We start from the raw sequence: 24,470 nt of genomic DNA on the forward strand, positions 1-24,470 counted from the left end.
CACCAGTTTGGGAACAACGCGAAGGACCACGCCCTCCGGCGTGGTCTTTCGCGCTTCCCCGGACGGTCCCGCCGACGAATCGCTGCTTGACCCTCCCGAGCTGGAACGCGCAGCCGCCATGGAGCCCGGCCTGCGCCGGGCTTTTGTGTCCGGTCGGCTGGCGCAGCGGGAGTTGGCCGCCGATTTGCTGGGGACCCCCGCCCGGGACCTGACCTGCGACTACAGCTGTCCGAGGTGCGGCAGCGGCCCGGGCCTATCGCACGGCCGGCCGGGATATTCGCGGGCGGGCGTGGGGCTTCCGTTGCTCCTCAGCCTGTCCAGGGCGGCGGGCTGGACGCTCGTGGGTGCTGTCCTGGAGCCGCAGCCCGGAACCAGGCTGGGCATCGACATTGAGGATCCCCGCGGCACCGATTTTTCGGGTTTCGAAGCTGTAGCGCTGACGGAGTCGGAGCGCGCGGCCGTAACGGGGCTGCGGGACACTGAACTGCTTCAGGCCCGCGCCCGGCTCTGGGCGCGGAAAGAGGCGTGGCTCAAGATGACCGGCGAGGGGCTGACCGTGCAGCCAGGAACGGTAGAAGCACTGGGGCATCCGGAAATTTCCGATGTCGACGCCGCGGCGGCCGGCCTGCCGGCCTGGCTCGTGGCTGCAGTGGCACTGGGCTGACCGGGCACCGGACAGCCGGGCCCGTTAGGCGCCGGGCAACGCCGGAAGTGCCTCCTCGAACAGCCACGGGTGCAGCAGGGACTCCGAGTCCAGGCCCGTCACCCGGTCCGCAGCCAGAATGAACTCGGCTGTGGATACTGAGGCATGGACTCTGCTCCGGGTCCAGTCCTGCAGCAGCGCGAAGAATGCCAGATCACCGCACCGCCGGCGGAGTGCGTGCAGGGCCAGCGCGCCGCGCTTGTACACCCTGTCGTCGAACATCAGTTCGGGACCAGGGTCTCCTACGAGGATGTCCTGGATGCCGGAGTCGAGTTTTCGCCACGCTGCCGCGGCCCTCTCCTGCACGGGCATGATGCCGGCTTCCTCGGACCAGATCCATTCCGCGTAGCAGGCGAAGCCCTCATGCAGCCAGATATCGCTCCAGATGCTGAGGGTCAGGGAGTTGCCGAACCACTGGTGCGCAAGTTCGTGCGCGATGAGCCGCTGCGACTCCCAATCCGCGGCCAGGTGGTTGCGGCCCAGGATCGAAAGCGACTGGGCCTCAAGGGGAATCTCGAGGTCGTCGTCGGTCACCACCACGGTGTACTCCCGGAAGGGATACGGTCCAAAGCAGCCGATGAACGCGCGCATCATGTCCGGCTGGCGGGTCAGTGCGGCCCTCGCGGAACCGGCAAACGAGGCGGGCACGGCGATGTGCTGCGCCACTCCGCCTTCGTCGGGCAGCGTCAACAGTTCATACCGGCCGATCTGCACAGTGGCCAGGTAGGTCGCCATCGGCTCCGCCTGTTCATAGACCCAGGTCTGCCTGCTCGACCGGCTGGTATGTCCCACCAACAGGCCGTTGCACACGGCACGGTAACCGGCGTCGGTGGTGACGGAGATACGGTAGCTTGCCTTATTCCGCGGATGGTCGTTGCACGGAAACCAGGACGGTGCCCCGTTGGGCTGGCCCGCAACGAGCACTCCGTCCGTGAGCTCCTCCCACCCCACTTCTCCCCAGAGGCCCTTGCGCGGCTCCGGATTACCGGTATAGCGGATGTCCAGGGTGAATTCCGCTCCAGGGTCCAGGGGCTGCTCGCAGTGAACCACCAACTGCTCCGCCCGCTGGGTGAATCTCCTGACACGGGACCCGTCCAACTGGATCTTCAAGGCACGGAGGCCGGTCATGTCCAGCACCACTGCGGAGATGCGGCGTGCGGCAACCGCCCGCACCACCGCCCGGCCGTTGAGCCTGTTGCTGGCCAGTTTGTAGTCCAGCTCCAGTTCATAGCGCAGGACCCGATAAGCATCGGTTCCGTGCCCGGGAACGTAGGGATCGGCGGTGCCGGCCGGACCCGGCACAGGCAGCACAGCAGCGGGGCCGGGGGAATCTGGAGAACTCATCAGGCGTGTGCCTCAATCAGGTTTGTCGGGCGGATCGGTTGGTCTTCTGCGGGCAGTTACTTCAGGCGGGGAGCCGGAACTCCCGGGCCCGTCCAGGGGCTGACCGGGTTGCCCATCCAGTAAGTTGCGGCCGGGACCGTCTCGCCGCGCATTACCAGGGATGCCGGGCCCACGGTCCCACCCTTGCCGATCCGCGCCTGCGGCAGGATGACGCCGTGCGGTCCCATGGTGGCCCCGTCTTCGAGCGTAACAGTGTCGATGCTCATGATGCGGTCGTGGAAGAGGTGCGTCTGGACCACACAGCCGCGGTTAACTGTTGAGCTGTCACCCAGGGTGACGAGGTCAGCTTCAGGCAGCCAATAGCTCTCGCACCAGGCGCCGCGGCCGATTTTTGCGCCCAGGCCGCGGAGCCACCACACCAGTGCAGGTGTTCCCGTGGCTGCCCGGGCGAACCACGGCGCGGTGACCATCTCGATGAAGGTGTCCACCACCTCGTTGCGCCAAATGAACGAGCTCCATAAGGGATGTTCGCCCGGTTTGATTCTTCCGACCAGGAGCCATTTGGCAGCCACGGCGCTGCCTGCGGCTATCCCACCGGCAGCCAAAAGCACCAGCCCGCCGAGCGCGGCGGCCGCCGCGTAGCCCCAGAGGGCCGCGAGCCAATCGAACGTCACCATGACCCCCATGGCCAGGGCGACGGTCAGCATCACGGGCACGAAGCGGCACAGCTCCCACAGCGTCCGGGCCACCTTCAGCCTTGCGGGCGGCTGGAACGTCCGGGTGCTGTCCGACGCCACCGCTGTCCGCCGAAGCCTGACCGGAGGGCTGCCGAGCCAGGACGTACCGGACTTCGCCTTGTTGGGCGTTGCCGACAGGACTGCCACCAGGGAGTTCTTCGGCACGTTGCGCCCGGCCGCCGTCATTCCCGAGTTGCCAAGGAAGGAGCGTTTGCCGATTTTGGCAGGGGCGATCCGGATCCAGCCACCGCCCAGCTCATAGGAGGCCACCATGGTGTCGTCCGCAAGGAAGGCGCCCTCGCCCACGGTCGTCATTTTGGGCAGCAGGAGGACAGTGGAAGCCTCAACGTTCTTGCCGACCTTGGCGCCCAGCAGTCTCAGCCAGACAGGCGTGAAGAGGCTCGCATAGATCGGGAAGAGGAGGTCACGGGCCATGTCCAGGACCCGCTCCGTGGCCCAGACCTGCCAGCCGATGCGGCTGCGAACGCGGTAGTAGCCTTCCGCAAGGCCCGTGCCCAGCAGCCTCGTGGCTGCCAGGATCAGGAGCAGGTTCGTCAGGAACCAGGTGAGGGCAGCCAGCGGTAGCGCGGCCAGAAGCTGGGGCCAGGCACCGATCAGGGTGTCGCTTCCCCTGATGAACAGGAACACCACCAGCGCTGCGCATGCAGCTGAAGCGTACGGAATCATGGCCAGGACCGCCGAGGCCGCGGCGAAAGCGGCAAACCACAGCCTGCCGATCAGGGAGCTGGCAGGCTGGGCAGCGGGCCAGCCCTGTTTGGCCTTGCCGCGGCGCTCAGCGGGCGATCCCGCCACGACCTGGCCCGCTTTGACCTTCCCCAGAACGGCCGAGCCCGGTTCCACCTGGCCTCCGGCACCGATACTGGTCCCGGGCATGAGGGTGCTGCGGGCACCGACGGAAGCCTCTGCTCCCACGTGGACCCGGCCGATGTGCACGACGTCACCGTCGATCCACCACCCGGACAAGTCCACCTCGGGCTCGATGTTGCTGCCGTTGCCCAGTGAGAGGAAGCCGGTCACCGGGGGCAGGGAGTGCAGGTGGACGTTGACCCCTATCTTTGCCCCCAGCGCCCGTGCGTAATAGGGCACCCACGGAGCGCTGGCCAGGCTGATGGCGCTGGAGAGATCCTGGATCTGCTCGGCCAGCCAAAGCCGCAGGTGAACCCGTCCGGAGCGCGGATAGGTTCCGGGTGTCACGTTCCACAGCAGGAGGCGCGCAGCGGCAACCGCGATGGCCATCCGCCCCGCAGGACTGACAAAGACCAGCCAGGACGCCGCAACCCACCACCAGGAAAGGACCGGGGCAGCCGAGAAGCCGGCGAAGGCCGACAGCAGGTTGTTCGCGGCCATCAGGTATGTCAGCCAGCGCATGCCCACGAGAATGTGCAGCGGGATGCCCATGAGGGTCTGGAACACCTGTGACTTGAGGGCGGTGGGCCGCACCGGCCGCTCCGGGGCGGGCCCGGCGGCCATGCCGTCCGGCAGCGACTGGCGTGCGGTGTCAATCAGGGCGCCGACGCGCGGGGTGGCATAGATGTCCGCCACAGTGATGGTGGGGTAGCGGACACGGAGCGCCGAGACGAGCTGGGCTGCGGCCAACGATCCGCCGCCGTGGGCGAAGAAGTCCGCGTCAAGACTCGCCACCCTGCTTCCCAGGACTGCCGCCCATTGCTCCACAATCCACTGTGCGTCGTGCGGGAGGTTCAGCGGGGCGGCAGCGTCGTCCGCGCCGCCGGCCCCCGGCAAGGGCCACGGAAGCGCATGCCGGTCCACCTTCCCGCTGGTTTTGGTCGGCAGGCTGCCGACGACGGTCAGCAGCGGGATCAACGGCGCGGGGAGAACCGCAAGCAGCAGCTTTCGGGCCGCCGCGAGGTCAAGGACAGCATCACCGGAGGGGGCGAGATATCCCACCAGGACCTGGTTGCCGGCCGCCGTCGTGCGTACCGCGGCAGCGGCGCCCGCCACGTCCGGAAGCGACTGGAGCGCAGCGTCGATCTCGCCGAGCTCGATCCTGCGGCCGCCGAGCTTGACCTGTTCATCGGCCCGTCCGATAAAGATCAGGCCCGCACGTTCGTAGCGGACCAGGTCGCCTGAGCGGTAGGCGCGGTCCCACCCCAGTGCCGGCATGGGTGCATATTTTTCCGCGTCCTTCAGAGGATCGAGGTAGCGGGCCAGGCCCACGCCCCCGATGATGAGTTCACCGATTTCCCCTTCGGCGACGGGAACGTCGTCGGAAGCGACCACGGCGAGGTCCCAGCCGTCGAGAGGCAACCCGATCCTGACCGGACCGGTGCCGCCAAGGGGAGCAGCGCAGGCCACCACCGTCGCTTCGGTCGGCCCGTAGGTGTTCCACACCTCGCGGCCTTCCACGGCCAGGCGTTCAGCCAGTTCGGGCGGGCAAGCCTCCCCGCCGAAGATCAGCAGCCGCACATTCTCGAGTGCCTCCGCAGGCCACAATGCCGCGAGCGTGGGGACGGTGGAGACAACAGTGATGCCGTGGCTGATCAGCCACGGCCCGAGGTCCATGCCCGTGCGGACAAGTGCCCGGGGAGCCGGCACCAGGCAGGCTCCGTGGCGCCAGGCCAGCCACATCTCTTCGCACGAGGCGTCGAAGGCCACGGACAGCCCCGCGAGGACACGGTCCTGCGGCCCCACGGGCTCATCGCGCAGGAAAATCCTCGACTCGGCGTCGACGAAGGCCGCCGACGACCGGTGGCGGACGGCCACGCCCTTCGGCGTCCCCGTGGAACCTGACGTGAAGATGACCCAGGCGTCGTCGTCGGGAGTTGCCGTCCGGGGCTGGGGAAAAGGCCGGGGACGCTTCTGGTCGGTGACAATATCGCCGTTGGCCCGCACGATCCCGGCCACCCGGGCCTCGCCAAAGACCAGTTTGGCGCGCTCGTCCGGATCGTCGGCGTCGACCGGAACGTAGGCCGCCCCGATGAGCATGACCGCAAGGATGGAAATGTAGAGCTCGTTGGTGCCGGACGGGATCCGGACGCCGATCCTGTCACCTGCGCCCAGGCCGGCCGAATGAAGCCGGCGGGCGGTTGCCCGGACGGATGCCATCAGCTGCGCGTAACTGAGTGACTGCCGGCCGTCATCCAGGGCTGACGCGTCCGGAAACGTTGCCGCGGTGTCCTGCAGGATGTCCATCAGGGTCCGCTCCGGCGGCGCAGCGTGGGCACCGGGAAGCTGGGCTGCGTGCACCGTGGCAGGCGCAGCACCGCCCGCAGGGATGCCTAGGGTGCGGGTGGTCTGCGGAGGCTGCTCATTCACAGGTGGATTCTCTCCCGGCAAAGTGAACGGAAGGTGTCGCGGTTTACCGGGCGTTCACTTGCCAGTGGATCCGGGTGGCCGTTTAGGGAACAAGAAGTACTTTGCCCGTGGTGCGCCGGCCTTCGAGGTCCTCATGGGCCCGCCGGGCCTCGGCCAGGGGATAAGTGGCGCCGATCCGCACGCTGAGGCTGCCATCGGCCACGGCGCCAAAAATTTCGGTGGAGCGCCAGAGGCGTTCCTGCGGGTTGCCCAGGAAGTGGGCGAGCGAGGGCCGCGTGAGCGTCAGCGAACCACCCGCGTTGAGCCGCTGCGGATCCACCGGCGGGACCGCCCCTGAGGCTGCGCCGAACAAAACGAGCGAGCCGCGCGTGCGCAGGCTGGACAGTGAGCCGTCGAACGTGTCTTTCCCCACGCCGTCGTACACCACGTTCACCCCGTCGCCGTTGGTCAGCTCACGGACAGTGGCCGCGAACCCGTCATAGCGGAGCACCTCGTCGGCGCCGGCTTCCCGAGCCAGAGCTTCCTTCTCATCGGTGGAGACCGTGGTGATGACGCGGGCGCCGCGGGCCTTCAGGAGCTGGATCAGGAGCAGGCCGACGCCGCCGGCGCCCGCGTGCACCAGCACGCTGTGGCCCGGTTCAACCCGGAACGACGAGTTGATCAGGTAGTGGGCGGTCATGCCCTGCAGGGGGAGTGCCGCAGCCGTGAGGTCGTCCACGCCGTCGGGCACCGGCAGGGCCTTGGCCGCGTCAAGCACCGTGTATCCCGCATAGCACTTCGAGCCCTCGGCCGTGGCTACCCGGCTGCCCATCGCGAAGTCCTCGACTCCCTCGCCGACTTCCTCGACCGTGCCGGCAGCCTCCGAGCCCGGAGTGAAGGGAAAGGGCACCTTGTACATGCCGCCGCGCTGGTAGGTGTCAATGAAGTTGACGCCGGCAGCCGCCACCTTAATAAGCAGCTGGCCCGGACCGGGAACGGGGCGGTCGATCTCCGCGAAGTCCAGGACCTCGGGTCCGCCCGGCTGCTGGGCGACGATGGCGTGCGTCATGGAAGCTCTCCTTCCCGGGCCGGGACTTCCGGCGGCCGGATCCTCAGTCCATCCTAGGGACGTCAGGCGCCGCAGGCGAAGTCGGGCTTCATCCGGGGGTCCGGGCCGCGCCAACCTGGCGCTGGGGGCGGTCAGCGTTGCTGTGCCGGACTCGGCGACATTTCGGCGGCCTGGCGCAGTGCCTCGATCATGCTGCCCACCTCAACGATGCCCTTGCCGGCGATGTCGAAGGCGGTCCCGTGGTCCACCGAGGTGCGGATGACGGGCAGCCCGACCGTGATGTTGACGCCGGCCTCGATGCCGAGGACCTTGACCGGACCGTGGCCCTGATCGTGGTACATCGCGACGATGAGGTCGTAGTCGCCGCGGCCGGCGAGGAAGAAGGCGGTGTCGGCCGGCAGGGGGCCGCGGGCGTCGATGCCGTCGGCCTGGAGCTTTTCGATGGCGGGGGTGATCTTCTCCGCTTCTTCGCCGTAGCCGAACAGCCCGTTCTCGCCGGCGTGCGGGTTGATGGCGCAGACGCCGATCTTCGGGTTGGCGATGCCAGCGCGCTGCATGGCACCGTGGCCCCGGCGCACCGTCCGTTCCACCAGCCCGGGCTCAATCCTGTTGATGGCGTCGAGGAGACCGATGTGGGTGGTGACGTGGATGACCTTCACCTTCGGGGTCGAAAGCATCATCGACACTTCCTCGATGCCCATGAAGTGCGCCAACAGTTCCGTGTGCCCGGGGTAGATGTGCCCGGCCTTGTGCAGGGCGGCCTTGTTCAGCGGCGCGGTGCAGATGCCCTGCACCTGGCCGCTCATGCCCAGCTCGCAGGCGATCCTGATGTAGTGGTATGCGGCGTTGCCCGCCTCGGCGGACTCCTGGCCCCAAGGCAGGTCCCTGGACAGTAGCTTGGGGTCGATCACGTTGATGCGGCCGGCCTCAAAGACGGCTTCGCCCACGCTCGCGATCTCCACAATGTCGGCCTTGACGCCAAGCGCCTTGGCACCGAGCTGCAAACGGTAGGTGTCTCCGATGACCACCGGCCGGCAGTCGCGGTAGGCGTTCTCAGCAATGAGCGCGCCCACTGTCACTTCGGGGCCGACGCCGGCGCCGTCCCCCATGGTCACGGCGATGAACGGCCGGCGGTCCTGCTCAGTAATGTTCGCTACTGCGGATGTCATGTCTGCTCCAGATTGGTGGGAGGGCTTGTGGGGGTGTTCTCCGGCCGGACGTGCGTGAAGGGATACGCCCGGAGGTCTTTCATGGACTGGTACAGCTCGACGAGCGCGTGGCCGTCCCCGAAGCTGCCCGGTTTGGTGCCGACGAGTCTCCCGTCATCGGACAGGCTGACCACGGCCCCGTGCTGCGCGGACGCCAGCGGCGTCAACTGGCGGATGCCAAGGTCATCGAGCACCTCGCGGGCGGTTTCGCCGCCGGTGAGGATGAGGTCGGCGGTGCCGGCGGCATCTGCCGCCAGGCGACCGAGGCTGCGGACGATCGCGCCGGATTCCTGCGGATTCACGACGTCGGCGCTGACAGTCAGAGCGGTCGGCGTGTCGGCAACCAGGAGCTGCTTGGCCGAAAGGAGCCGCTGCGCCCAGGCTTCAGGATCCCGGAGTTCGGCGGGAGCTATCCGCAGTGCGCTGAACCCGGCGCTTTCCAGCTGCAGCAGCTGCGCAGCCGCCGCCGCGGAGGCGGAGCCGACGGCGGCAAGCACTCTTGGGGTGGAACGCGCCATTGCCTGATCTTGTCGCCGGGAAAGCTGGCTCTGCGTGTTTCGCGCAGATTTGTTGCCCAGTTTCGCACCCAGTTTCGTGGCCAGGAGGGCGGCGATGCCGCCTGTTCCGGCCAGCACGATCCGGCGGCCGGCGGCGGTGAACTCCAGGTCCAGCAGGGCGTCCGTGACGGCTTCCAGATCCGCCTCGGTCTCGCCGTCGGCAATCACCGTGGCCGGGCCCCCGGCTTGCAGGGCTTCAGCTATGAAGGCCGCCAGGCCGCCGGACCTCACAATGTCGAGGCCGGCCAGGGTGAGGGAGGAGCCCTCAGGCCGGTTCAGTACCTGTTCTACTGACGATGGCGGCGCGGCGTCCTCCGCCTTCCAGAGAGTCGTGAGGTCGAGGCGGATGCCGTCGGCAAACGGCTGGCCGCCCACCACGGTCCGCCGCAGCTGGGGGAGTGCACCCGCCACCACGACGTGGTAGCCCATGCCCGTCAGTGCGGCCAGTTCCGGGCCCACGTTGCCGCGCCACAGCGAATCCATCTTCTTGAACAGGGCCTGTGCACCGGCTGCCGTGGCACCGTCAAAGACTCCGGAAACGGCCGCTTCGGCTGCTTCCGGAGAAAGGGCCCGGGTATGCGTGTCAACCACGAGGACGTCCGGAGCGTCATTGTCGGCAACGCCTGAGTCCGCGGTGCCGGCCAGGAGGAGGCGCGTTCGAAGACCCTGGGTGGCAAAGCACTGTCCCACCTCGGCCGCGCCGGAAAAGTCATCCGCCTGAATAAGGACTGCGGTCACGTCGTCCTCCTTTCTTCTGTAGATCCGCTCTTGTAAAGATCCACCGACTGCGAACCGGCCGGGATGGGTCCCAGGCCGAGTCGTCGGTAGCACCATCATGGCACGATTGCGCGGAACGCGCCATAGTGCTTGCGCATTTCGCGCATGAGTGGCAGAGTGATCCATGTAACACGGCGCAGGCCAACCGGCCGCCAGCCGTCCCGTTCAACCGAGAGGTCAACGATGACCGTTCTTCCTCAGGGAAGTGAGATCTCACGGCGCCGCCTCCTGCAGTTCGGCGCAGCCGCCGGATTTCTCCTGGGCACAGGCTCCATCGCCGGGTGTGCCGGCCCCACGGGCCTGCCGGGTCCCAGCACCCTGACCCTGGCGCTCAACAGGTCCCTTGTCAGCCTGGACAACAAACTGAACCAGTTCGATGCGGCCGTCACCGTCCAGCGGGCTGTCCGGCAGGGACTCACGGCCATCGGGCCGGAAACCAAGCCGGTCCTCGTTCTCGCGGAAAGCTTCAAGATGACCAAGCCCACGCAGTGGACCGTCAAGCTCCGCGAGGGAGTCCGCTACTCCGACGGCACGCCGGTGGTCATCGAGGACATCGCCACGGCCCTGAAGATGTACCAGCAGGTGCAGGGATCCTTCGTCGCCGGGTTCTTCCCGGAGTTTCCCACCGTGGTGCCCGTTGACGAGCGGACCTTCCTGATGGAGTCCAAGAACCCCATCCCCATCCTGGATTCGCTCATGAGCATGATCCTGATCAGCCCGGCTGCGAAGAACAAGCCCGAAGAGCTCCAGGAGGGCGTTGGTTCCGGCCCCTACATGGTCACCAAGTTCAACCGCGGCGCCGGCACCTACAGCCTCAAGCGCAATGAGAACTACTGGGGCCCGGCGCCCAAGGTGGAGAACGTCGAGGTCCGGTTCCTCCCTGAGGAATCCAGCCGCGTGATCGCCCTGCGCAGCGGCGAGGTGGACGTCATCGACTCCATCACGCCGGACTCGCGCGAACAGCTGGCCGGGCTTCCCGGCGTCGTCCTTGCCGAAGCGTCGAGCCTTCGGCTGAACCAGATCTTCTACAACTTCCGCAAGCCCGCCAGCCACCCGCTGGCCGACGTCCGGGTCCGCGAGGCCCTCAGCTGGGCCGTCGACGGCGAGGCTCTGGTCAAGGACGTGCTGGTCGATTCGGTCAGCGCGGCCGAAGGCGTGGTGCCGTCGAGCCTCACCGGCTACTCGAAGACCGGCTCCTACACCTACGATCCGGAGAAGGCCAAGGCAACGCTGAAGAGCCTGGGCGCCACCGACCTGAACCTGAAGATCATCTGGGAAACCGGCGAGTTCGCGTCCGATACCTCCGTGATGGAGGCCCTTGTGGAAATGTTCGGCGCCGTGGGCGTGAAAACCCAGCTCCAGCAGTTCGAGCCCGGCGGCAACATCCTGGCCTGGCGCCAGGGCAAGCAGGGCGACTGGGACCTGCTGGGCAACGGCTTCAGCAGCCCCACCGGCCTGGCCATCACCATGATGCAGGGCATGTACGCCGGCACTGCCGAGAAGGAAAAGACCCGCGACACCTACCAGGGCTACGTGGTCCCGGAGGTGCAGGCCAAGATCCAGGCGGCGTCGTCCGAAGTGGATCCGGTGCGCCGGCAGCAGCTGCTCGCCACGGCGCAGAAGGCCATCTGGGATACCTGGCCGTGCGCCTGGGCGTTCGTGCCCAAGTCCGTGCTGGCACACCAGAAGCGCGTGGACGGCCTTTCACTGGCGCCCACCAACTCCTACCCACTTGTTGACGTCCGGCTGGAGGCCTGAGTCATGACGAACTACATCCTCAAACGGCTGGGCCAAGGCCTGCTGACCGTGTTCCTCACCGTTTCCACCGTCTTCATCCTTATCCGTCTGGCCCCCGGCGACCCTGCGGTCTCCTACGCCGGACCGCTGGCCACCACCGAGCAGCTGGCCAGGGTCCGCGAGCAGTTCGGACTGGACCGCCCCGTGCTGGAGCAGTACTGGATCTTCCTGCAGCAGCTGTTCACCGGCAACCTCGGCACCTCGTACTCCTTCCAGGCCCCGGCCCTCCAGGTGGTGGCCGAGCGGATGCCCTACACGCTGACGCTCGCCACGGCGTCGATCCTCCTCACCGCCGTGGTGGCCATCCCGCTGGGCGTGTGGATGTCCCGGCGGCCAGACACCAAAAGCGAGTTCGGCGTGAACGTCCTGACCATCGCAGGGCAGTCCATGCCCGACTTCTGGACCGGCATCATGCTCCTCACCGGATTCGCCGTCCTCATTCCGATCTTCCCGGCCTCCGGGTTCGCCACCTGGGGTGGGCTGGTCCTGCCCACCGTCACCATCGCCATCCTGCAGATCGCCCTGATCTCCCGGATGGTACGGCGGGAAATGACCACCAACTTCGCGGCCCCCTACCTCACCGTGGCCCGGTCCCGGGGAATCCGGAACTCGATCCTCACCTGGCGCTACGCCATGGGCAACTCAGCTATTCCGGTCTTCACCGCACTTGGTACCCGCTTCGCCGCCATGCTCAACGGCGTGGTGGTGGTGGAAGTGGTGTTCGCCTGGCCAGGCGTCGGTTCCTTGATCGTCCGTGCCCTCGAAACCCGCGACTACCCCCTGATCCAGGCAACAGTCCTCCTCACGGCCCTGCTGGCCGTAGGCGTCCAGCTGGTCATCGACCTCGCCTACCCGCTTCTTGATCCCCGCGTTCGTCTTGGAAAGGCGGCAGCAGCATGAGCCTCGACACCGCAGCACCGACCGCCGGCCTGCCTGACGGCACCCCGGAGCGCAAACCGTCCCCCAGCGCCGTCACCAAGGCGCTGATCGCGAAGGCCGGCGCCACCCGCCGTCGTAATTCCGCCAAATGGAAGATGCGGATCGGCGCCCTCTGCACGCTCCTGGTCATCATCCCCATCCTGCTGGCCCAGGTCCTGCCCCTGCCGGACGCCAACCACCAGGACCTCTCGGCCCGCCGGCTCCCGCCCCTGATGGACGGGCACCTGTTCGGCACCGACCAACTGGGGCGCGACCTGCTCTCCCGCGTCCTGCACGGCGGCCAGGTGTCACTGACCATCGGCGTCCTGGCCGTGGTGGTGTCCGGCGCGATCGGCATCATCCTTGGCGCGGCCGCCGGCTACTTCGGCGGCTGGGTGGACACCGTGGTGTCCCGCGTCCTCGAAGCCCAGATGTCCCTTCCGCTGCTGATGATGCTGCTGCTCGTGGTGGCCCTCTTCGGGCCGTCAATTCCTGTCATCACTGGCGTCATCGCCATCGCCCAATGGCCCGAAGTGGCCCGCCTAACCCGGTCCATGGTCCTCGTGGAACGCGAAAAACCGTACGTTTCGGCAGCCCGGATCCTGGGCCTGCACAGGATCCAGATCCTGATCCAGCACATCATCCCCAACGTCATCAAGCAGGCAACCCTTGTGGTGCTCCTGCTCCTGGCCCAGGCCGTGCTGCTCGAGAGCGCGCTCAGCTTCCTCGGCGCCGGCCCGCAGCGGCCGTTCGCCACCTGGGGCCGCATCATCTCCGACGGCCAGGACTACATCACCACCTCGTGGTGGATGGTCACTCTGCCAGGCCTTGTGATCGTGCTCATGGTGGTGGGCGTGAACCTGCTGGGTGACGGCCTCCGCGACCGTCCCCGCCGCAAGAAGAAGGGTGCCTGACATGAACGCACACACAGACGCAGGCCACACTGACTCCGGCCACAAGGAGCAGGCCCTGCTGGAGGTCCGTGACTTCCAGGTGGAGCTGATCACCGACGCCGGCATCATCCGTGCCGTGGACTCCGTGAGCTTCAGCATCCACCGGGGCGAGACCGTCACCATCATCGGTGAGTCCGGCTCCGGGAAATCGACGACGGCGATGGGCATCCTGCGGCTGCTGCCGGAGGACCTCGCTGTGCTGTCCGGATCGGTCAAGATCGACGGAGTGGACGTGATCGCCGAGCCCAAGGCCATCGAGAAGGTCCGCGGCAAGACGCTCGCGCTGATTCCCCAGGACCCCATGACCGCCCTGAGCCCGGTGCACTCGATCGGCAGCCAGCTCTCCGAAGCCATCAGGATCGCCGGTGCCGCCTCCACGGACAAGGGTGCCGTCCAGGCCCGGGCCATCCGCCTTCTGGAACAGGTCCACATCCCGACGCCGGAAAAGCAGCTCAAGAAGTACCCCCACCAACTCTCCGGCGGCATGCTCCAGCGCGTGCTGATCGCCATCGCCCTGGCCAGCGAACCGCAGCTCCTCGTGGCCGACGAGCCCACCTCCGCCTTGGACGTTACCGTGCAGGGCGGCATCCTGGACCTCCTGCTGGAGCTCCAGGAACAGCGCGGCATCGGCATCCTGATGATCACGCACGACCTCGGCGTGGCCCGGCTCATCTCGGACCGGATCCATGTGATGAAGGACGGTTCCTTCGTGGAATCCGGAGACGTCCAGCAGATCGTGGATCATCCCGCCACGGAGTACACCCGCGACCTGCTGGCCGCCGTGCCGGTCCTGGGTCCCTGGGACGAAACCCCAGGGCTTCCTGCCACCACCACAACGCCCGACGCCGCCCTGACCAACACTGGAGCCCGCCATGAGTAAGCCGTTCCTCTCCGTCGAAAACCTCGTGGTGGACTACCACGTGCCGGGCGGAACCTTTCGGGCGGTGGACGACGTCTCCTTCTCGGTGGAGAAGGGCAAGACGATCGCCGTCGTCGGTGAATCAGGCTGCGGCAAGTCGACCATCGCGAAGGCACTGATGCGGCTGGTGACGCCGGCCAGCGGCCGGATCGAGCTGGACGGAACGGACCTGGCCGCGCTCAGCGAGGCGAAGCTGCGCCCGCTCCGCTCCAAATTCCAGATGGTGTTCCAGGATCCCTACGGCTCCCTGGACCCGCACCTCACCGCGCAGGAAATTGTGGCCGAGCCGCTGAAGCTGCAGGGCGTCCGGTCCAAGGCCGAGCGGAACAAGGCCGCGGCGAAGCTCATCGACCAGGTGGGCCTGCCAGCAAATTCCCTGGACAAGCACCCCGCGGAATTCTCGGGCGGCCAGCGGCAGCGGATCGGCATCGCCCGCGCGCTGGCGTCCAAGCCCGAACTGCTGGTCTGTGACGAGGCTACCAGCGCGCTCGACGTCTCCGTCCAGGCCCAGGTACTCCGGCTGCTGAAGTCCATCCAGGACGAAACCGGCATCACCTACGTCTTCATCTCGCACAACCTTGGCGTGGTGCAGGAGATCAGCGATAGCGTCATGGTGATGCAGCGCGGCAAGCTCGTGGAAGCGGGAACCACCGCCTCGGTGCTCACCTCGCCGAAGGAGGACTACACCCGCCGGCTCCGCCGCGCGGCACTGGACCCGTCCACCATGCGCGGGCTCAAGCCGCGCCACCTTGTCTCGTCGCTGGCGCTGAAAACCAGCGCCTGAACTGAACTGAACCCGACCAAAACCGATACCGCAACCATGAGGAAGCAACACATGAGCAAGCAGCCAGCAGGCACCCCGGTGGACGGCCTGAAGCTACCCATCTCCCGGCTCGTCCTGGGCACCATGACCTTTGGTGATACGGCCGACGAGGCCACCGCAGGCCGCATGGTGGACGAGGCCCTCGACGCCGGCATCACCACGATTGACACCGCCAACGCCTATGTGGGCGGGGCCACCGAGGAAATGCTGGCCCGGCTCCTCAAGGACCGCCGGGAGAACATCATCCTCGCCTCCAAGGCGGGCATGCCCCACCCGGACCATGGCCAGCACTCGCCGCTGTCACCCGAGGGGCTGCGCAACAGCGTCGAGGGCAGCCTCCGGCGCCTCGGCGCGGACAGCATTGACCTGTTCTACCTGCACCAGCCGGACCGTGCCACGCCGTTGCACGACACCCTGCGCACCGTGGCCGAGCTCGCCGCCGAAGGCAAGATCGGCGCCCTGGGCGTCTCCAACTTCGCGGCCTGGCAGATCGCCGACGTCATCCATGTGGCCCGAGAGGTCGGCGCACCGCGGCCGGTGGTGGCGCAGCAGCTCTACAACCTCGTGGCCCGCCGTGTGGAGGAGGAATACCTCGAATTCGCCGCCACGCACGACGTCCACACCATGGTCTACAACCCCCTGGGCGGCGGCCTGCTCACCGGAAAGCACAGCTTCGAGTCCAAGCCCTCCGAGGGCCGTTTCGGCGACTCCAAGCTCGCTGCCATGTACACGCAGCGCTACTGGGACAAGCAGCTGTTCGAAGCTGTCAACGCGCTGGCAGGCATTGCGGAGAACGCCGGAGTCACTCTGGCGGAACTCTCGCTGCGCTGGCTCGCGTACCGGGACGGAGTGGGCTCCATGCTGCTCGGTGGATCCAAGGTGGAACAGCTCCGCGCCAATATCGCGGCCGTGGCCAAGGGCCCGCTGCCAGCCGACGTGTCCGAAGCCTGCGACGCCGTGGGCGCCGGGCTCCGCGGCCCCATGCCCGCCTACAACCGCTGACCGGGCCTGTATACAAATCCGGCCCTTATATATCCGGCCCGTAAACATCCGGCACCGCTCCACACACATGACTGAAGGTAGAAAAAGATGACATCGGAACTGGCCCTCGAATTCGCCCGTAAGATCCGCGCCCGTGAACAGGCGGTCGGCTACTGGGCCGTGCTGGATGCACCCGTGGCCACGGAGCGCATCGGCCGTCTGGGCTACGACTATGTGGCACTCGACGCGCAGCACGGCCTGCTCGGCTACTCGGGCGTGCTCAGCGGCCTCATGGCCATCGACGCCGGGCACACCGCCGTCGGCATGGTGCGCGTTGAGGACAACAACCTGACCGCGATCGGAAAGGCCCTGGACGCCGGCGCCGTCGGCGTGATCGTGCCGCTGGTGAACACGGCGGCGGACGCCGCCGCGGCAGTTGCTGCGGCCAAGTACCCGCCGATGGGCGGCCGCTCGTACGGGCCCATGCGCTCCGCCCTGCGGATCGGGCCGGTTCCGGCCGACGCCAACGCCGCCACCCTGGTATTCGCGATGATCGAGACGCCGGACGGCCTGAAAAACGTCAAGGAAATCTGCGCGACGCCCGGGCTCGACGGCATCTACGTGGGCCCGTCTGACCTGGCCATCGCCGTCGGCGGCGCGTACCCCGGCGACCCCGCGATCGACGCCGAGTTCAACGCCGCGCTGGAGACGATCGCCGAAGCGGCGGCCTCGGCTGGCGTGGCCGCCGGCATCCACACCGCCTCGGGCGACATCGCCGCCCAACGGCTCCGCCAGGGCTACACGTTCACCACGGTGGCCTCGGACCTGACCCACCTGGAACTGGCCGCCAAAGCCCACCTGGCCGCCGCAACCGCGAAGGACTGATCCATGTCCACGAGCCCCACGACGCCCACCCCCACGACGCCCACCCCCACGACGCCCACCCCCACGACGCACGGCACCGAGTACAGCTCCATCACCCCCGACGGCAGCGTCAGGCACGCCGACGGCGCGGACTTCGCTTACCTGCCCGCGCCCACCGTGCAAAGCCACGCCGCGAACCTCCTGACCCTGCCGGACGGGCGCCTGGGCTGTGTCTGGTTCGGCGGAACCCAGGAGGGCGTGCCGGACATCTCCATCTGGTTCTCCACGCTCGAACCGGGGAGCACGCAATGGTCCCCGGCGGAGCAGCTCTCCGACGACGGCACCCGGTCCGAGCAGAACCCCATCCTGTTCACCGCACCGGACGGCTCGCTGTGGCTGCTCTACACCGCGCAGAAGGCGGGCAACCAGGACACCGCCGAGGTCCGCCGTCGGACTTCCAAGGACAGCGGCCGGACGTGGGGTCCGGTGGAGACGCTGTTCCCGGCCAACGAAACCGGCGGCGTGTTCGTCCGGCAGCTGCCGGTGGTCCTGCCGTCGGGCCGGCTGATCATCCCGATCTTCCGCTGCATCACCACCCCGGGTGAAAAGTGGGTGGGCAATAGTGACGACAGCGCCGTCATGATTTCCGACGACGCCGGCGCCAGCTGGAGCGAGCACGTCCTGCCGGGGAGCCTGGGCTGCGTCCACATGAACATCCAGCCGGTGGCCGACGGTTCGCTGCTGGCGCTGTTCCGCAGCCGCTGGGCGGACTCGATCTACGAGTCCCGCTCCACCGATGACGGCACCACCTGGAGTGAACCGGTCCCCACCGAGCTGCCCAACAACAACTCCTCCATCCAGTTCACGGCACTGGCTGACGGCCGGCTGGCGCTGGTCTACAACCACGCCAGGGCGGAGGAGAACACCGAACGGCGGCTCTCGCTCTACGACGAGATCGACGACGACGGGCTGGCCGACGAACAGGGGCAACTCGCTGACGCACAGGTGGGACCGGCTGTGCAGGCCCGCGGTTCGGGTCCCGCCGATGCCGGGGAGCGGACGGCCTTCTGGGGCACGCCGCGCTCGCCGATGACGCTGGCGATTTCGGAGGACTCCGGCCGCAGCTGGCCCGTCCGGCGGAACCTGGATGTGGGCGACGGCTACTGCCTGTCCAACAACTCCCGGGACGGCCTGAACCGCGAGTACTCCTACCCGTCCATCCATCAGGGCCCGGACGGCGCGCTGAACATCGCCTACACGTACTTCCGCCAGGCCATCAAGTACGTGCGAGTGGACCCGCAGTGGGCCTACGAAGGGACCGCGACGCCCGGCGGGGACTCGTGAGCAGTCCGCAGGCTGAGCGGCACGCCGTCGTCACCGGCTGCAGTTCGGGCATCGGCACGGCCATCGCCGAGCGACTGCTGGCCGACGGCTGGACGGTCACCGGGTTGAGCCGCAGCGAGACTTCGCTGGGACCAGGGTTCCGGTGGCTGCGGGCAGACCTCTCGGACCCGGCGTCGCTGGCTGAAACCGTCGCCGGAGTCAGCCCTGTCGACGCCCTGGTGCATGCGGCCGGGTTCCAGCGGACCGCCGTCCTGGGCGACCTGGATCCGGAGGCGCTCGCCGGTATGTTCACGGTGCACGTGGCCGCCGCCAGCGCTCTGGCCAACATCGTCGTGCCGCGGATGCCGGCCGGCGGCCGCGTCCTGCTGATTGGCAGCAGAACGTCTACGGGTTCGCCCGGCAAAAGCCAGTACGCAGCCACCAAGGCGGCGCTGCTTGGCATGGGCCGCACCTGGGCGCAGGAACTGGCCCCGCGAGGCATCACCGTCAATGTCCTTTCTCCCGGCCCGACGGACACACCCATGCTCGACGATCCCGGCAGGTCGGCCACGCCGCCGAAACTCCCGGCCCTGGGCCGGCTGGTGGATCCGGAAGACGTTGCGGCACTGGCCGGTTTCCTGCTCGGGCCGCACGGCAAGTCCATTACCGGGCAGAACTATGTGATCTGCGGCGGCGCGTCTCTGTAGCAGGCCGGGCAGGCCTGCCCGTGGCATGATGACAGCGCGCCCTTCCCGAAGGAGAACGGAACATGACCACCGCCAAAGCCAGGCGAGAAGAGATCTACCACCTCGCCGTCACCACAGGGCTGGCCTCTGTGGAGGAGCTGTCGCGTCACTTCAACGTGACCGCCTCTACGATCCGCCGGGACCTGGCACAGCTGAACGAACAGGGGAAGCTCGCCAGGACCTACGGAGGGGCCGTTGCGCTGGGCGCGCATCCGGAACCATCGCTGCGTCAGCGTACCGGCGAGGCCTTCGAACAAAAGCAGGCAATTGCGGCCTGGGCCGCCGCGGAGGTTAAGGACGGCGAAAGCATACTGCTCGACGGCGGTTCTACTGTCGGCGCCCTCGCGCACGCCCTCCGGGAGCGGAACAACCTGACCGTGGCAACACCCGGCATCAACACACTGCAGGAACTCGCTGACTCGCCGGGCGTGCAGGTGGATTGCCTCGGCGGCAGACTCCGCGGCGTCAGCCAGACGTTCGTCGGTCCTCTCGCCGAAGCCGCGCTCGAACGCATGAGCTTCGACAGGGTCTTCCTGAGCGCAGATGCCGTGACGGCCGAGGACGGACTGTGCGAGGCAGACCATGCCCAGACCAGGCTCAAAGAACTCATGGCACGGCGCGGTGACACTGTCTATGTCCTTGCCGACTCCACCAAGCTGGGCAAAAGGCCCTTCCACGCCTGGGCGCGGATTCCCCTTCCCTGGACGCTGGTGACTGACAGCCACGCCGATGCATTCCAGATCCAGCTGTTCCGCAAAACGGGCGCCACCGTTCAGCTTGTGGACGTTGGCGACAACGGAGCCGCTGGCCCCGCCCCCGCGAAACGTGTCAGTTAGGGCCGCAGGCGCAGACGCGCACCACGGCCACATGAACCATCCATCGCAGAATCCGAGGTCCCTGAATGTGCATTCCCGATGAAATCACCACGCCGGAAGTGATGATCGATGTGGACGTGCTGGACCGCAACATCGCACGGATGGCCGCCGCCACCCGTGCCCGCGGAGTGAAGCTTCGCCCGCACGCCAAGACACACAAGATCCTCGAGGTAGCGGCCAGGCAACTCGCGGCAGGAGCAGTGGGGCTCACCGTGGCCACGATCGGCGAGGCGGAAGTCTTTGCCAACGGCGGGGTGAAGGACATCTTCATCGCCTACCCGCTGTGGGTAACCCAGGGTCAGGCAGAACGGCTGCGCCGCCTTTCGGCCCAAGCCCGCATCACCGTCGGTGTGGACTCTGCGGAGAGCGCGGCGTTCATGGGACAAAACCTCGGAACGGACGCCGGCAACATTGCCGTTCGCGTGGAGATCGACAGCGGACACCACCGAAGCGGAGTCCATCCTGACGAAGCCGCAGGCGTTGCCCGCGCGGCCGCGGACGCCGGGCTGGAGGTTGTCGGCGTCTTCACGTTTCCCGGCCACAGCTATGCGCCCGGGATGCCTGCGGCAGCGGCCCGGCAGGAGGATGAAGCGCTGATCCGGGCGGCCACGCGCATGGCGGCGGAGGGGTTCAACGTGTCAGAAATTAGCGGCGGCTCCACTCCGACCGCCTTGGTGGGAGGAGACACAGCAGCTACCGAACTGCGGCCGGGCGTCTACGTTTTCGGTGATGCCCAGCAGCTGGAGCTTGAGCGGTGCACGCCAGAGAGCATCGCGCTGACGGTTGCGAGTACGGTGGTCAGCCATCACAGGACGGGTCCAGGCGAGCCTGGGCGGTTCATCATGGATGCCGGCAGCAAGATCCTGGGGAGCGACCGCGCGGCGTGGGCCAGCGGCTACGGCCGCCTGCTCGACTATCCCGGTGCCAGGATCACGTCGCTGTCCGAACACCACGCCACGGTGGAGTGGCCCGACGGCACTCCAATGCCGGCGCTCGGACGGCGGCTCAGGGTGGTCCCCAACCACGTATGCCTGACCATCAACCTGGTGGACGAGGCGAGCCTGGTCAGCGGCGGGGTGTTCACTGGCCGGTGGACCGTTGCGGCCCGCGGCAAGAACACCTGAGGATGGCCGTGCCTCAGGGTGCGGTTCCTAGTAGCGCCGCGTGACCGTGGCCATGGGGCACTCAAAGCGGCGGCCGGCTGCAAGGCCCACGTCGTTGAGGTAGCGCACGATGATGCCGTAGGAGGCCGTCAGCGTGGTCTCGGTGAAGGGAATGCCGTGGGTGTCGCAGTACTGGCGCACGATCGCCGTCGCCTTGTGCAGCTGGGGCCGGGCCATGTCCGGGAAGAGGTGGTGCTCCACCTGGCGGTTCAGCCCGCCGAGAAGGATGTCCATGAAGCGGCCCCCGGAAATGTTCCGGGACGTGAGGACCTGACGGCTCAGGAAGTCCACCCGGCTGTCCGCCGGAAGAACCGGCATGCCCTTGTGGTTTGGCGCAAAGGAGGCACCCATGTAAAAGCCGAAGACGGCGAGCTGCACGCCGACGAAGGCGAAGGCCATCCCGAGCGGGAGGAAGGAAAACGCGAGCACGGGAAGGATGCTGAGCCTGACCAGCAGGATGGGCAGTTCCACCCAGCGGTGGGTGACCTTGGCGCGCCGGAAGATGAAGCGGACCGAATCGATCTGCAAGCCCAGGCCCACCAGGAACAGCAGCGGGAAGAAGAACCAGCCCTGTTTGCGCGTGAGGAACGAAAGCGGTCCCTGGCGGCCGGCAGCGGCTTCGGTGTGGAATGCGATGGCACCGGTGGCGATGTCGGGGTCCTTGGAGATGACATTCGGGTGGTTGTGGTGCGCCCCGTGCTTCTGCTCCCACCACGAGTAGCTGATTCCGGCCACAGACGTGGCAATCAGCCTGGCGGACCAGTCGTTGGCGCGCCGGGAGGCGAAAATCTGGCGGTGGCCTGCCTCATGGGCGAGGAAGCTCAGCTGTGTGCAGATGATGCCGAGAGCGGCAGCGATCAGGAGCTGGAACCAGCTCTGCCCGATCAGCGCGAAGCCGAACCAGGTGGCGGTCATGAGGACCACCAGGCTGGAGAAAACGGTGATGTAGAAGCCTTGGCGCCGTTCCAGCAGGCCGGCTGCGCGCACGGACTTAAGCAGGTCCGAGTAGCTTTGGGTCACCGGATTGGCTTGGCGGACCCGCGACTTCGGGCGCTCGGAAGTGATGGTGGGCGTCATGGACGGCTTGCCTCGTAACTGATTACGGGCAACGCTGCAGCCGACACTCGGCTGCGCGGTCAGGATCACCCTCTGTCAACCATACGCTGTTACGGCGCGCACCGAGGTCATGCATAAATATCAGGACCTATGCATACTCTTGCTGTATAGTCGTTCCCATGACTATTTCTGTTGCCGTCTCCGGCGCGAGCGGCTATGCCGGCGGCGAGGTGCTGCGCCTATTGTCCGGGCATCCCGACGTCACCATCGGTGCCATCACGGCGCACAGCAACGCCGGTTCCAGACTAGGCGAACTGCAGCCACATCTCCATGGCCTGGCGAGCAGGATTCTTGAGGACACCACAGTGGAGAACCTGTCCGGGCACGACGTCGTGTTCCTGGCGCTCCCGCACGGGGCGTCGGCGGAAATCGCTGCCCAGTTGCCTGAGGGCACCGTGGTGATCGACGCCGGAGCGGACCACCGCCTGGAGGACGCCGCCGCATGGGAGAAGTTCTACGGCTCGGCGCACGCCGGCACTTGGCCTTACGGACTTCCGGAACTGCCCGGCCAGCGCGAGAAGCTCAAGGGAGCCCGGCGGATCGCCGTTCCCGGCTGCTACCCGACGTCGGCCCTGCTGGCACTCACCCCTGGCTTCGCCGCCGGGCTGCTGCAGGGCGAGGACGTGGTCATCGTCGCCGCCTCGGGCACCTCGGGGGCAGGCAAGGCCGCCAAGGTAAACCTGATCGGCGCCGAGGTCATGGGGTCCATGAGCCCTTACGGCGTGGGCGGCGGCCACCGCCACACCCCGGAAATCGAACAGGGACTGTCAAACGCCGGGGGAGAGTCCGTGACGGTATCCTTCACGCCCACGCTGGCGCCGATGAGCCGGGGCATCCTGGCCACGGCCACGGCCAGGGTCAAGCCCGGCATTGGGGCCGAGGAGCTGCGTCGCGCCTGGGCCGAGGCCTACGACGACGAACCGTTCGTCCACCTGCTCCCGGAGGGTCAGTGGCCCTCCACCAAGTCCGTGCAGGGGTCCAACCACGCCGCCATGCAGCTGGCCTTCGACGAACACACCGGCCGCGTCATCGTCACCTGTGCCATCGACAATCTGACCAAGGGAACCGCAGGCGGAGCCGTGCAGTCCATGAATATTGCCCTCGGACTGGCGGAAACCGCCGGCCTCAACCTGCAGGGAGTTGCCCCGTGACTGTTACCGCACCCCAAGGATTCCGCGCCGCAGGCGTCAAAGCCGGCCTCAAGGCCTCCGGGAATCCGGACCTCGCGCTCGTGGTCAATGACGGCCCCTCCAAGGCAGCCGCGGCGGTTTTCACGTCGAACCGCGTGGCGGCCGCTCCCGTCCACTGGTCGCGCCAGGTGGTCTCCGACGGGCGGGTGGACGCCGTTGTCCTGAATTCGGGCGGCGCCAACGCCTGCACCGGGCCGCAGGGCTTCCAGAACACGCACACCACCGCGGAGAAAACGGCTGAAGTCCTCGGCATTTCGGCCACGGACGTGTTCGTCTGTTCCACCGGCCTGATCGGCGAGCAGCTGCCCATGGACAAGATCGTTCCGGGAATCGACGCCGCGGCGGCCGCCCTGAGCGCGGACGGCGGTGCGGACGCCGCAACGGCCATCATGACCACGGACACGGTTCCCAAGCAGGCAATCTTCACCGGCGTTGACGCCGAGGGAAACGAATTCACCATCGGCGGCATCGCCAAGGGCGCCGGTATGCTCGCGCCCGGGCTGGCCACCATGCTGGTGGTGCTCACCACTGACGCGGATGTCCAAGCTGAAATGCTCGACGTCGTCCTCCGAGACGCCACGCGCGTCACCTTCGACCGTGCTGACTCCGACGGCTGCATGTCCACCAACGACACCGTGGTGCTGCTGGCTTCCGGCGCCTCCGGCGCCGTGCCGTCCGCGGAGACCTTCGGCGACGGCCTCACCCAGGTGTGCGCCGAGCTGGCCCGCAAGCTGATCGGCGACGCAGAAGGTGCAAGCCACGACATCGCCATCCGGACCTTCAATGCCGCCAGCGAACGCGACGCCGAAACCGTCAGCCGCGCGGTGGGCAGGTCCAACCTCTTCAAGGCCGCCATCTTCGGCAAGGACCCGAACTGGGGCCGTGTCCTGTCCGCCGTCGGAACCACCGACGCCGCCTTCGAGCCGGACGAGCTCAACGTCTCCATGAACGGCATCCAGATCTGCCAGAACGGCAGCATCGGCCAGGACCGCAAGCTCGTGGACCTCGAACCGCGCGAGGTGCTCGTGGAGATCGACCTGCAGGCAGGCGGCGCGGAAGCCACCATCTGGACCAACGACCTCACGCACGACTACGTCCACGAAAACAGCGCGTACTCAAGCTAGATCCACC

The 24,470-nt window shown here is 67.4% G+C and carries 20 protein-coding genes; 14 read left to right on the forward strand and 6 right to left on the reverse strand.

Annotation, left to right across the window (positions count from 1 at the left end; all coding sequences use genetic code 11):
• Window positions 1-40: 40 nt before the first annotated feature.
• Complete coding sequence (locus AC1D14_RS06955) at window positions 41-664, forward strand: 4'-phosphopantetheinyl transferase family protein (RefSeq protein WP_230117606.1); 624 nt, start codon at window positions 41-43, stop codon at window positions 662-664.
• A gap of 24 nt (window positions 665-688) precedes the next feature.
• Here the strand turns inward: AC1D14_RS06955 and AC1D14_RS06960 are convergent, their stop codons facing one another.
• The 5 genes from AC1D14_RS06960 to AC1D14_RS06980 all read right to left on the reverse strand — a co-directional run bounded on the left by AC1D14_RS06960 (window position 689) and on the right by AC1D14_RS06980 (window position 9,632).
• Window positions 689-2,047 (reverse strand): M1 family metallopeptidase, encoded by a 1,359-nt coding sequence (locus tag AC1D14_RS06960; protein ID WP_230117607.1) that lies wholly within the window; start codon window positions 2,045-2,047, stop codon window positions 689-691.
• Window positions 2,048-2,103: 56 nt separating this feature from the next.
• The gene (locus tag AC1D14_RS06965; RefSeq protein WP_230117643.1) at window positions 2,104-5,958 is read right to left on the reverse strand and encodes a Pls/PosA family non-ribosomal peptide synthetase; all 3,855 of its coding nucleotides are present in this window, start codon (window positions 5,956-5,958) and stop codon (window positions 2,104-2,106) included.
• A gap of 205 nt (window positions 5,959-6,163) precedes the next feature.
• Complete coding sequence (locus tag AC1D14_RS06970; RefSeq protein WP_230117608.1) at window positions 6,164-7,129, reverse strand: quinone oxidoreductase family protein; 966 nt, start codon at window positions 7,127-7,129, stop codon at window positions 6,164-6,166.
• 131 nt (window positions 7,130-7,260) lie between these two features.
• Complete coding sequence (gene pdxA / locus AC1D14_RS06975) at window positions 7,261-8,298, reverse strand: 4-hydroxythreonine-4-phosphate dehydrogenase PdxA (RefSeq protein ID WP_230117609.1); 1,038 nt, start codon at window positions 8,296-8,298, stop codon at window positions 7,261-7,263.
• The gene (locus AC1D14_RS06980; protein WP_230117610.1) at window positions 8,295-9,632 is read right to left on the reverse strand and encodes a four-carbon acid sugar kinase family protein; all 1,338 of its coding nucleotides are present in this window, start codon (window positions 9,630-9,632) and stop codon (window positions 8,295-8,297) included. The genes pdxA and AC1D14_RS06980 overlap by 4 nt, the downstream gene beginning before the upstream one ends.
• A gap of 222 nt (window positions 9,633-9,854) precedes the next feature.
• On the opposite strand from AC1D14_RS06980, the gene AC1D14_RS06985 reads away from it, so the two are divergent.
• From AC1D14_RS06985 to AC1D14_RS07035, 11 genes are all read left to right on the forward strand, one after another.
• Window positions 9,855-11,429, forward strand: a complete 1,575-nt coding sequence (locus AC1D14_RS06985) for an ABC transporter substrate-binding protein (protein ID WP_230117611.1) — start codon at window positions 9,855-9,857, stop codon at window positions 11,427-11,429.
• Window positions 11,430-11,432: 3 nt separating this feature from the next.
• Window positions 11,433-12,368, forward strand: coding sequence for an ABC transporter permease (locus AC1D14_RS06990; protein WP_476880867.1), 936 nt, complete (start codon window positions 11,433-11,435; stop codon window positions 12,366-12,368).
• Complete coding sequence (locus AC1D14_RS06995; protein ID WP_230117613.1) at window positions 12,365-13,300, forward strand: ABC transporter permease; 936 nt, start codon at window positions 12,365-12,367, stop codon at window positions 13,298-13,300. Before AC1D14_RS06990 ends, AC1D14_RS06995 begins: the two co-directional genes overlap by 4 nt.
• A 1-nt stretch (window position 13,301) precedes the next feature.
• Complete coding sequence (locus tag AC1D14_RS07000) at window positions 13,302-14,219, forward strand: ABC transporter ATP-binding protein (protein ID WP_230117614.1); 918 nt, start codon at window positions 13,302-13,304, stop codon at window positions 14,217-14,219.
• Window positions 14,212-15,042, forward strand: coding sequence for an ATP-binding cassette domain-containing protein (locus AC1D14_RS07005; protein ID WP_476968225.1), 831 nt, complete (start codon window positions 14,212-14,214; stop codon window positions 15,040-15,042). The genes AC1D14_RS07000 and AC1D14_RS07005 overlap by 8 nt, the downstream gene beginning before the upstream one ends.
• A 51-nt stretch (window positions 15,043-15,093) precedes the next feature.
• Window positions 15,094-16,083: an aldo/keto reductase gene (locus tag AC1D14_RS07010; RefSeq protein ID WP_230117616.1), complete on the forward strand. Its 990-nt coding sequence runs from the start codon at window positions 15,094-15,096 to the stop codon at window positions 16,081-16,083.
• An 87-nt stretch (window positions 16,084-16,170) separates the two neighbouring features.
• A complete protein-coding gene (locus AC1D14_RS07015; RefSeq protein WP_230117617.1) occupies window positions 16,171-16,947 on the forward strand; it encodes an HpcH/HpaI aldolase family protein in 777 nt (258 codons plus the stop codon).
• 3 nt (window positions 16,948-16,950) lie between these two features.
• Window positions 16,951-18,270, forward strand: coding sequence for a sialidase family protein (locus AC1D14_RS07020; protein WP_476968226.1), 1,320 nt, complete (start codon window positions 16,951-16,953; stop codon window positions 18,268-18,270).
• Window positions 18,267-18,956, forward strand: a complete 690-nt coding sequence (locus AC1D14_RS07025) for an SDR family NAD(P)-dependent oxidoreductase (RefSeq protein WP_476968227.1) — start codon at window positions 18,267-18,269, stop codon at window positions 18,954-18,956. The genes AC1D14_RS07020 and AC1D14_RS07025 overlap by 4 nt, the downstream gene beginning before the upstream one ends.
• A 62-nt stretch (window positions 18,957-19,018) precedes the next feature.
• Window positions 19,019-19,831: a DeoR/GlpR family DNA-binding transcription regulator gene (locus tag AC1D14_RS07030; protein ID WP_476968228.1), complete on the forward strand. Its 813-nt coding sequence runs from the start codon at window positions 19,019-19,021 to the stop codon at window positions 19,829-19,831.
• 65 nt (window positions 19,832-19,896) lie between these two features.
• Entirely contained in the window at window positions 19,897-20,994 is a 1,098-nt protein-coding gene (locus AC1D14_RS07035; protein WP_230117621.1) for an alanine racemase, read from the forward strand.
• 27 nt (window positions 20,995-21,021) lie between these two features.
• Here the strand turns inward: AC1D14_RS07035 and AC1D14_RS07040 are convergent, their stop codons facing one another.
• Window positions 21,022-22,110: a fatty acid desaturase family protein gene (locus AC1D14_RS07040; protein WP_230117622.1), complete on the reverse strand. Its 1,089-nt coding sequence runs from the start codon at window positions 22,108-22,110 to the stop codon at window positions 21,022-21,024.
• Window positions 22,111-22,268: 158 nt separating this feature from the next.
• On the opposite strand from AC1D14_RS07040, the gene argC reads away from it, so the two are divergent.
• Window positions 22,269-23,300 (forward strand): N-acetyl-gamma-glutamyl-phosphate reductase, encoded by a 1,032-nt coding sequence (gene argC / locus AC1D14_RS07045; protein WP_230117623.1) that lies wholly within the window; start codon window positions 22,269-22,271, stop codon window positions 23,298-23,300.
• Entirely contained in the window at window positions 23,297-24,463 is a 1,167-nt protein-coding gene (gene argJ / locus AC1D14_RS07050; RefSeq protein WP_230117624.1) for a bifunctional glutamate N-acetyltransferase/amino-acid acetyltransferase ArgJ, read from the forward strand. The genes argC and argJ overlap by 4 nt, the downstream gene beginning before the upstream one ends.
• Window positions 24,464-24,470: the final 7 nt, after the last annotated feature.

It is taken from the genome of Arthrobacter sp. P1_B11 (assembly GCF_056406715.1).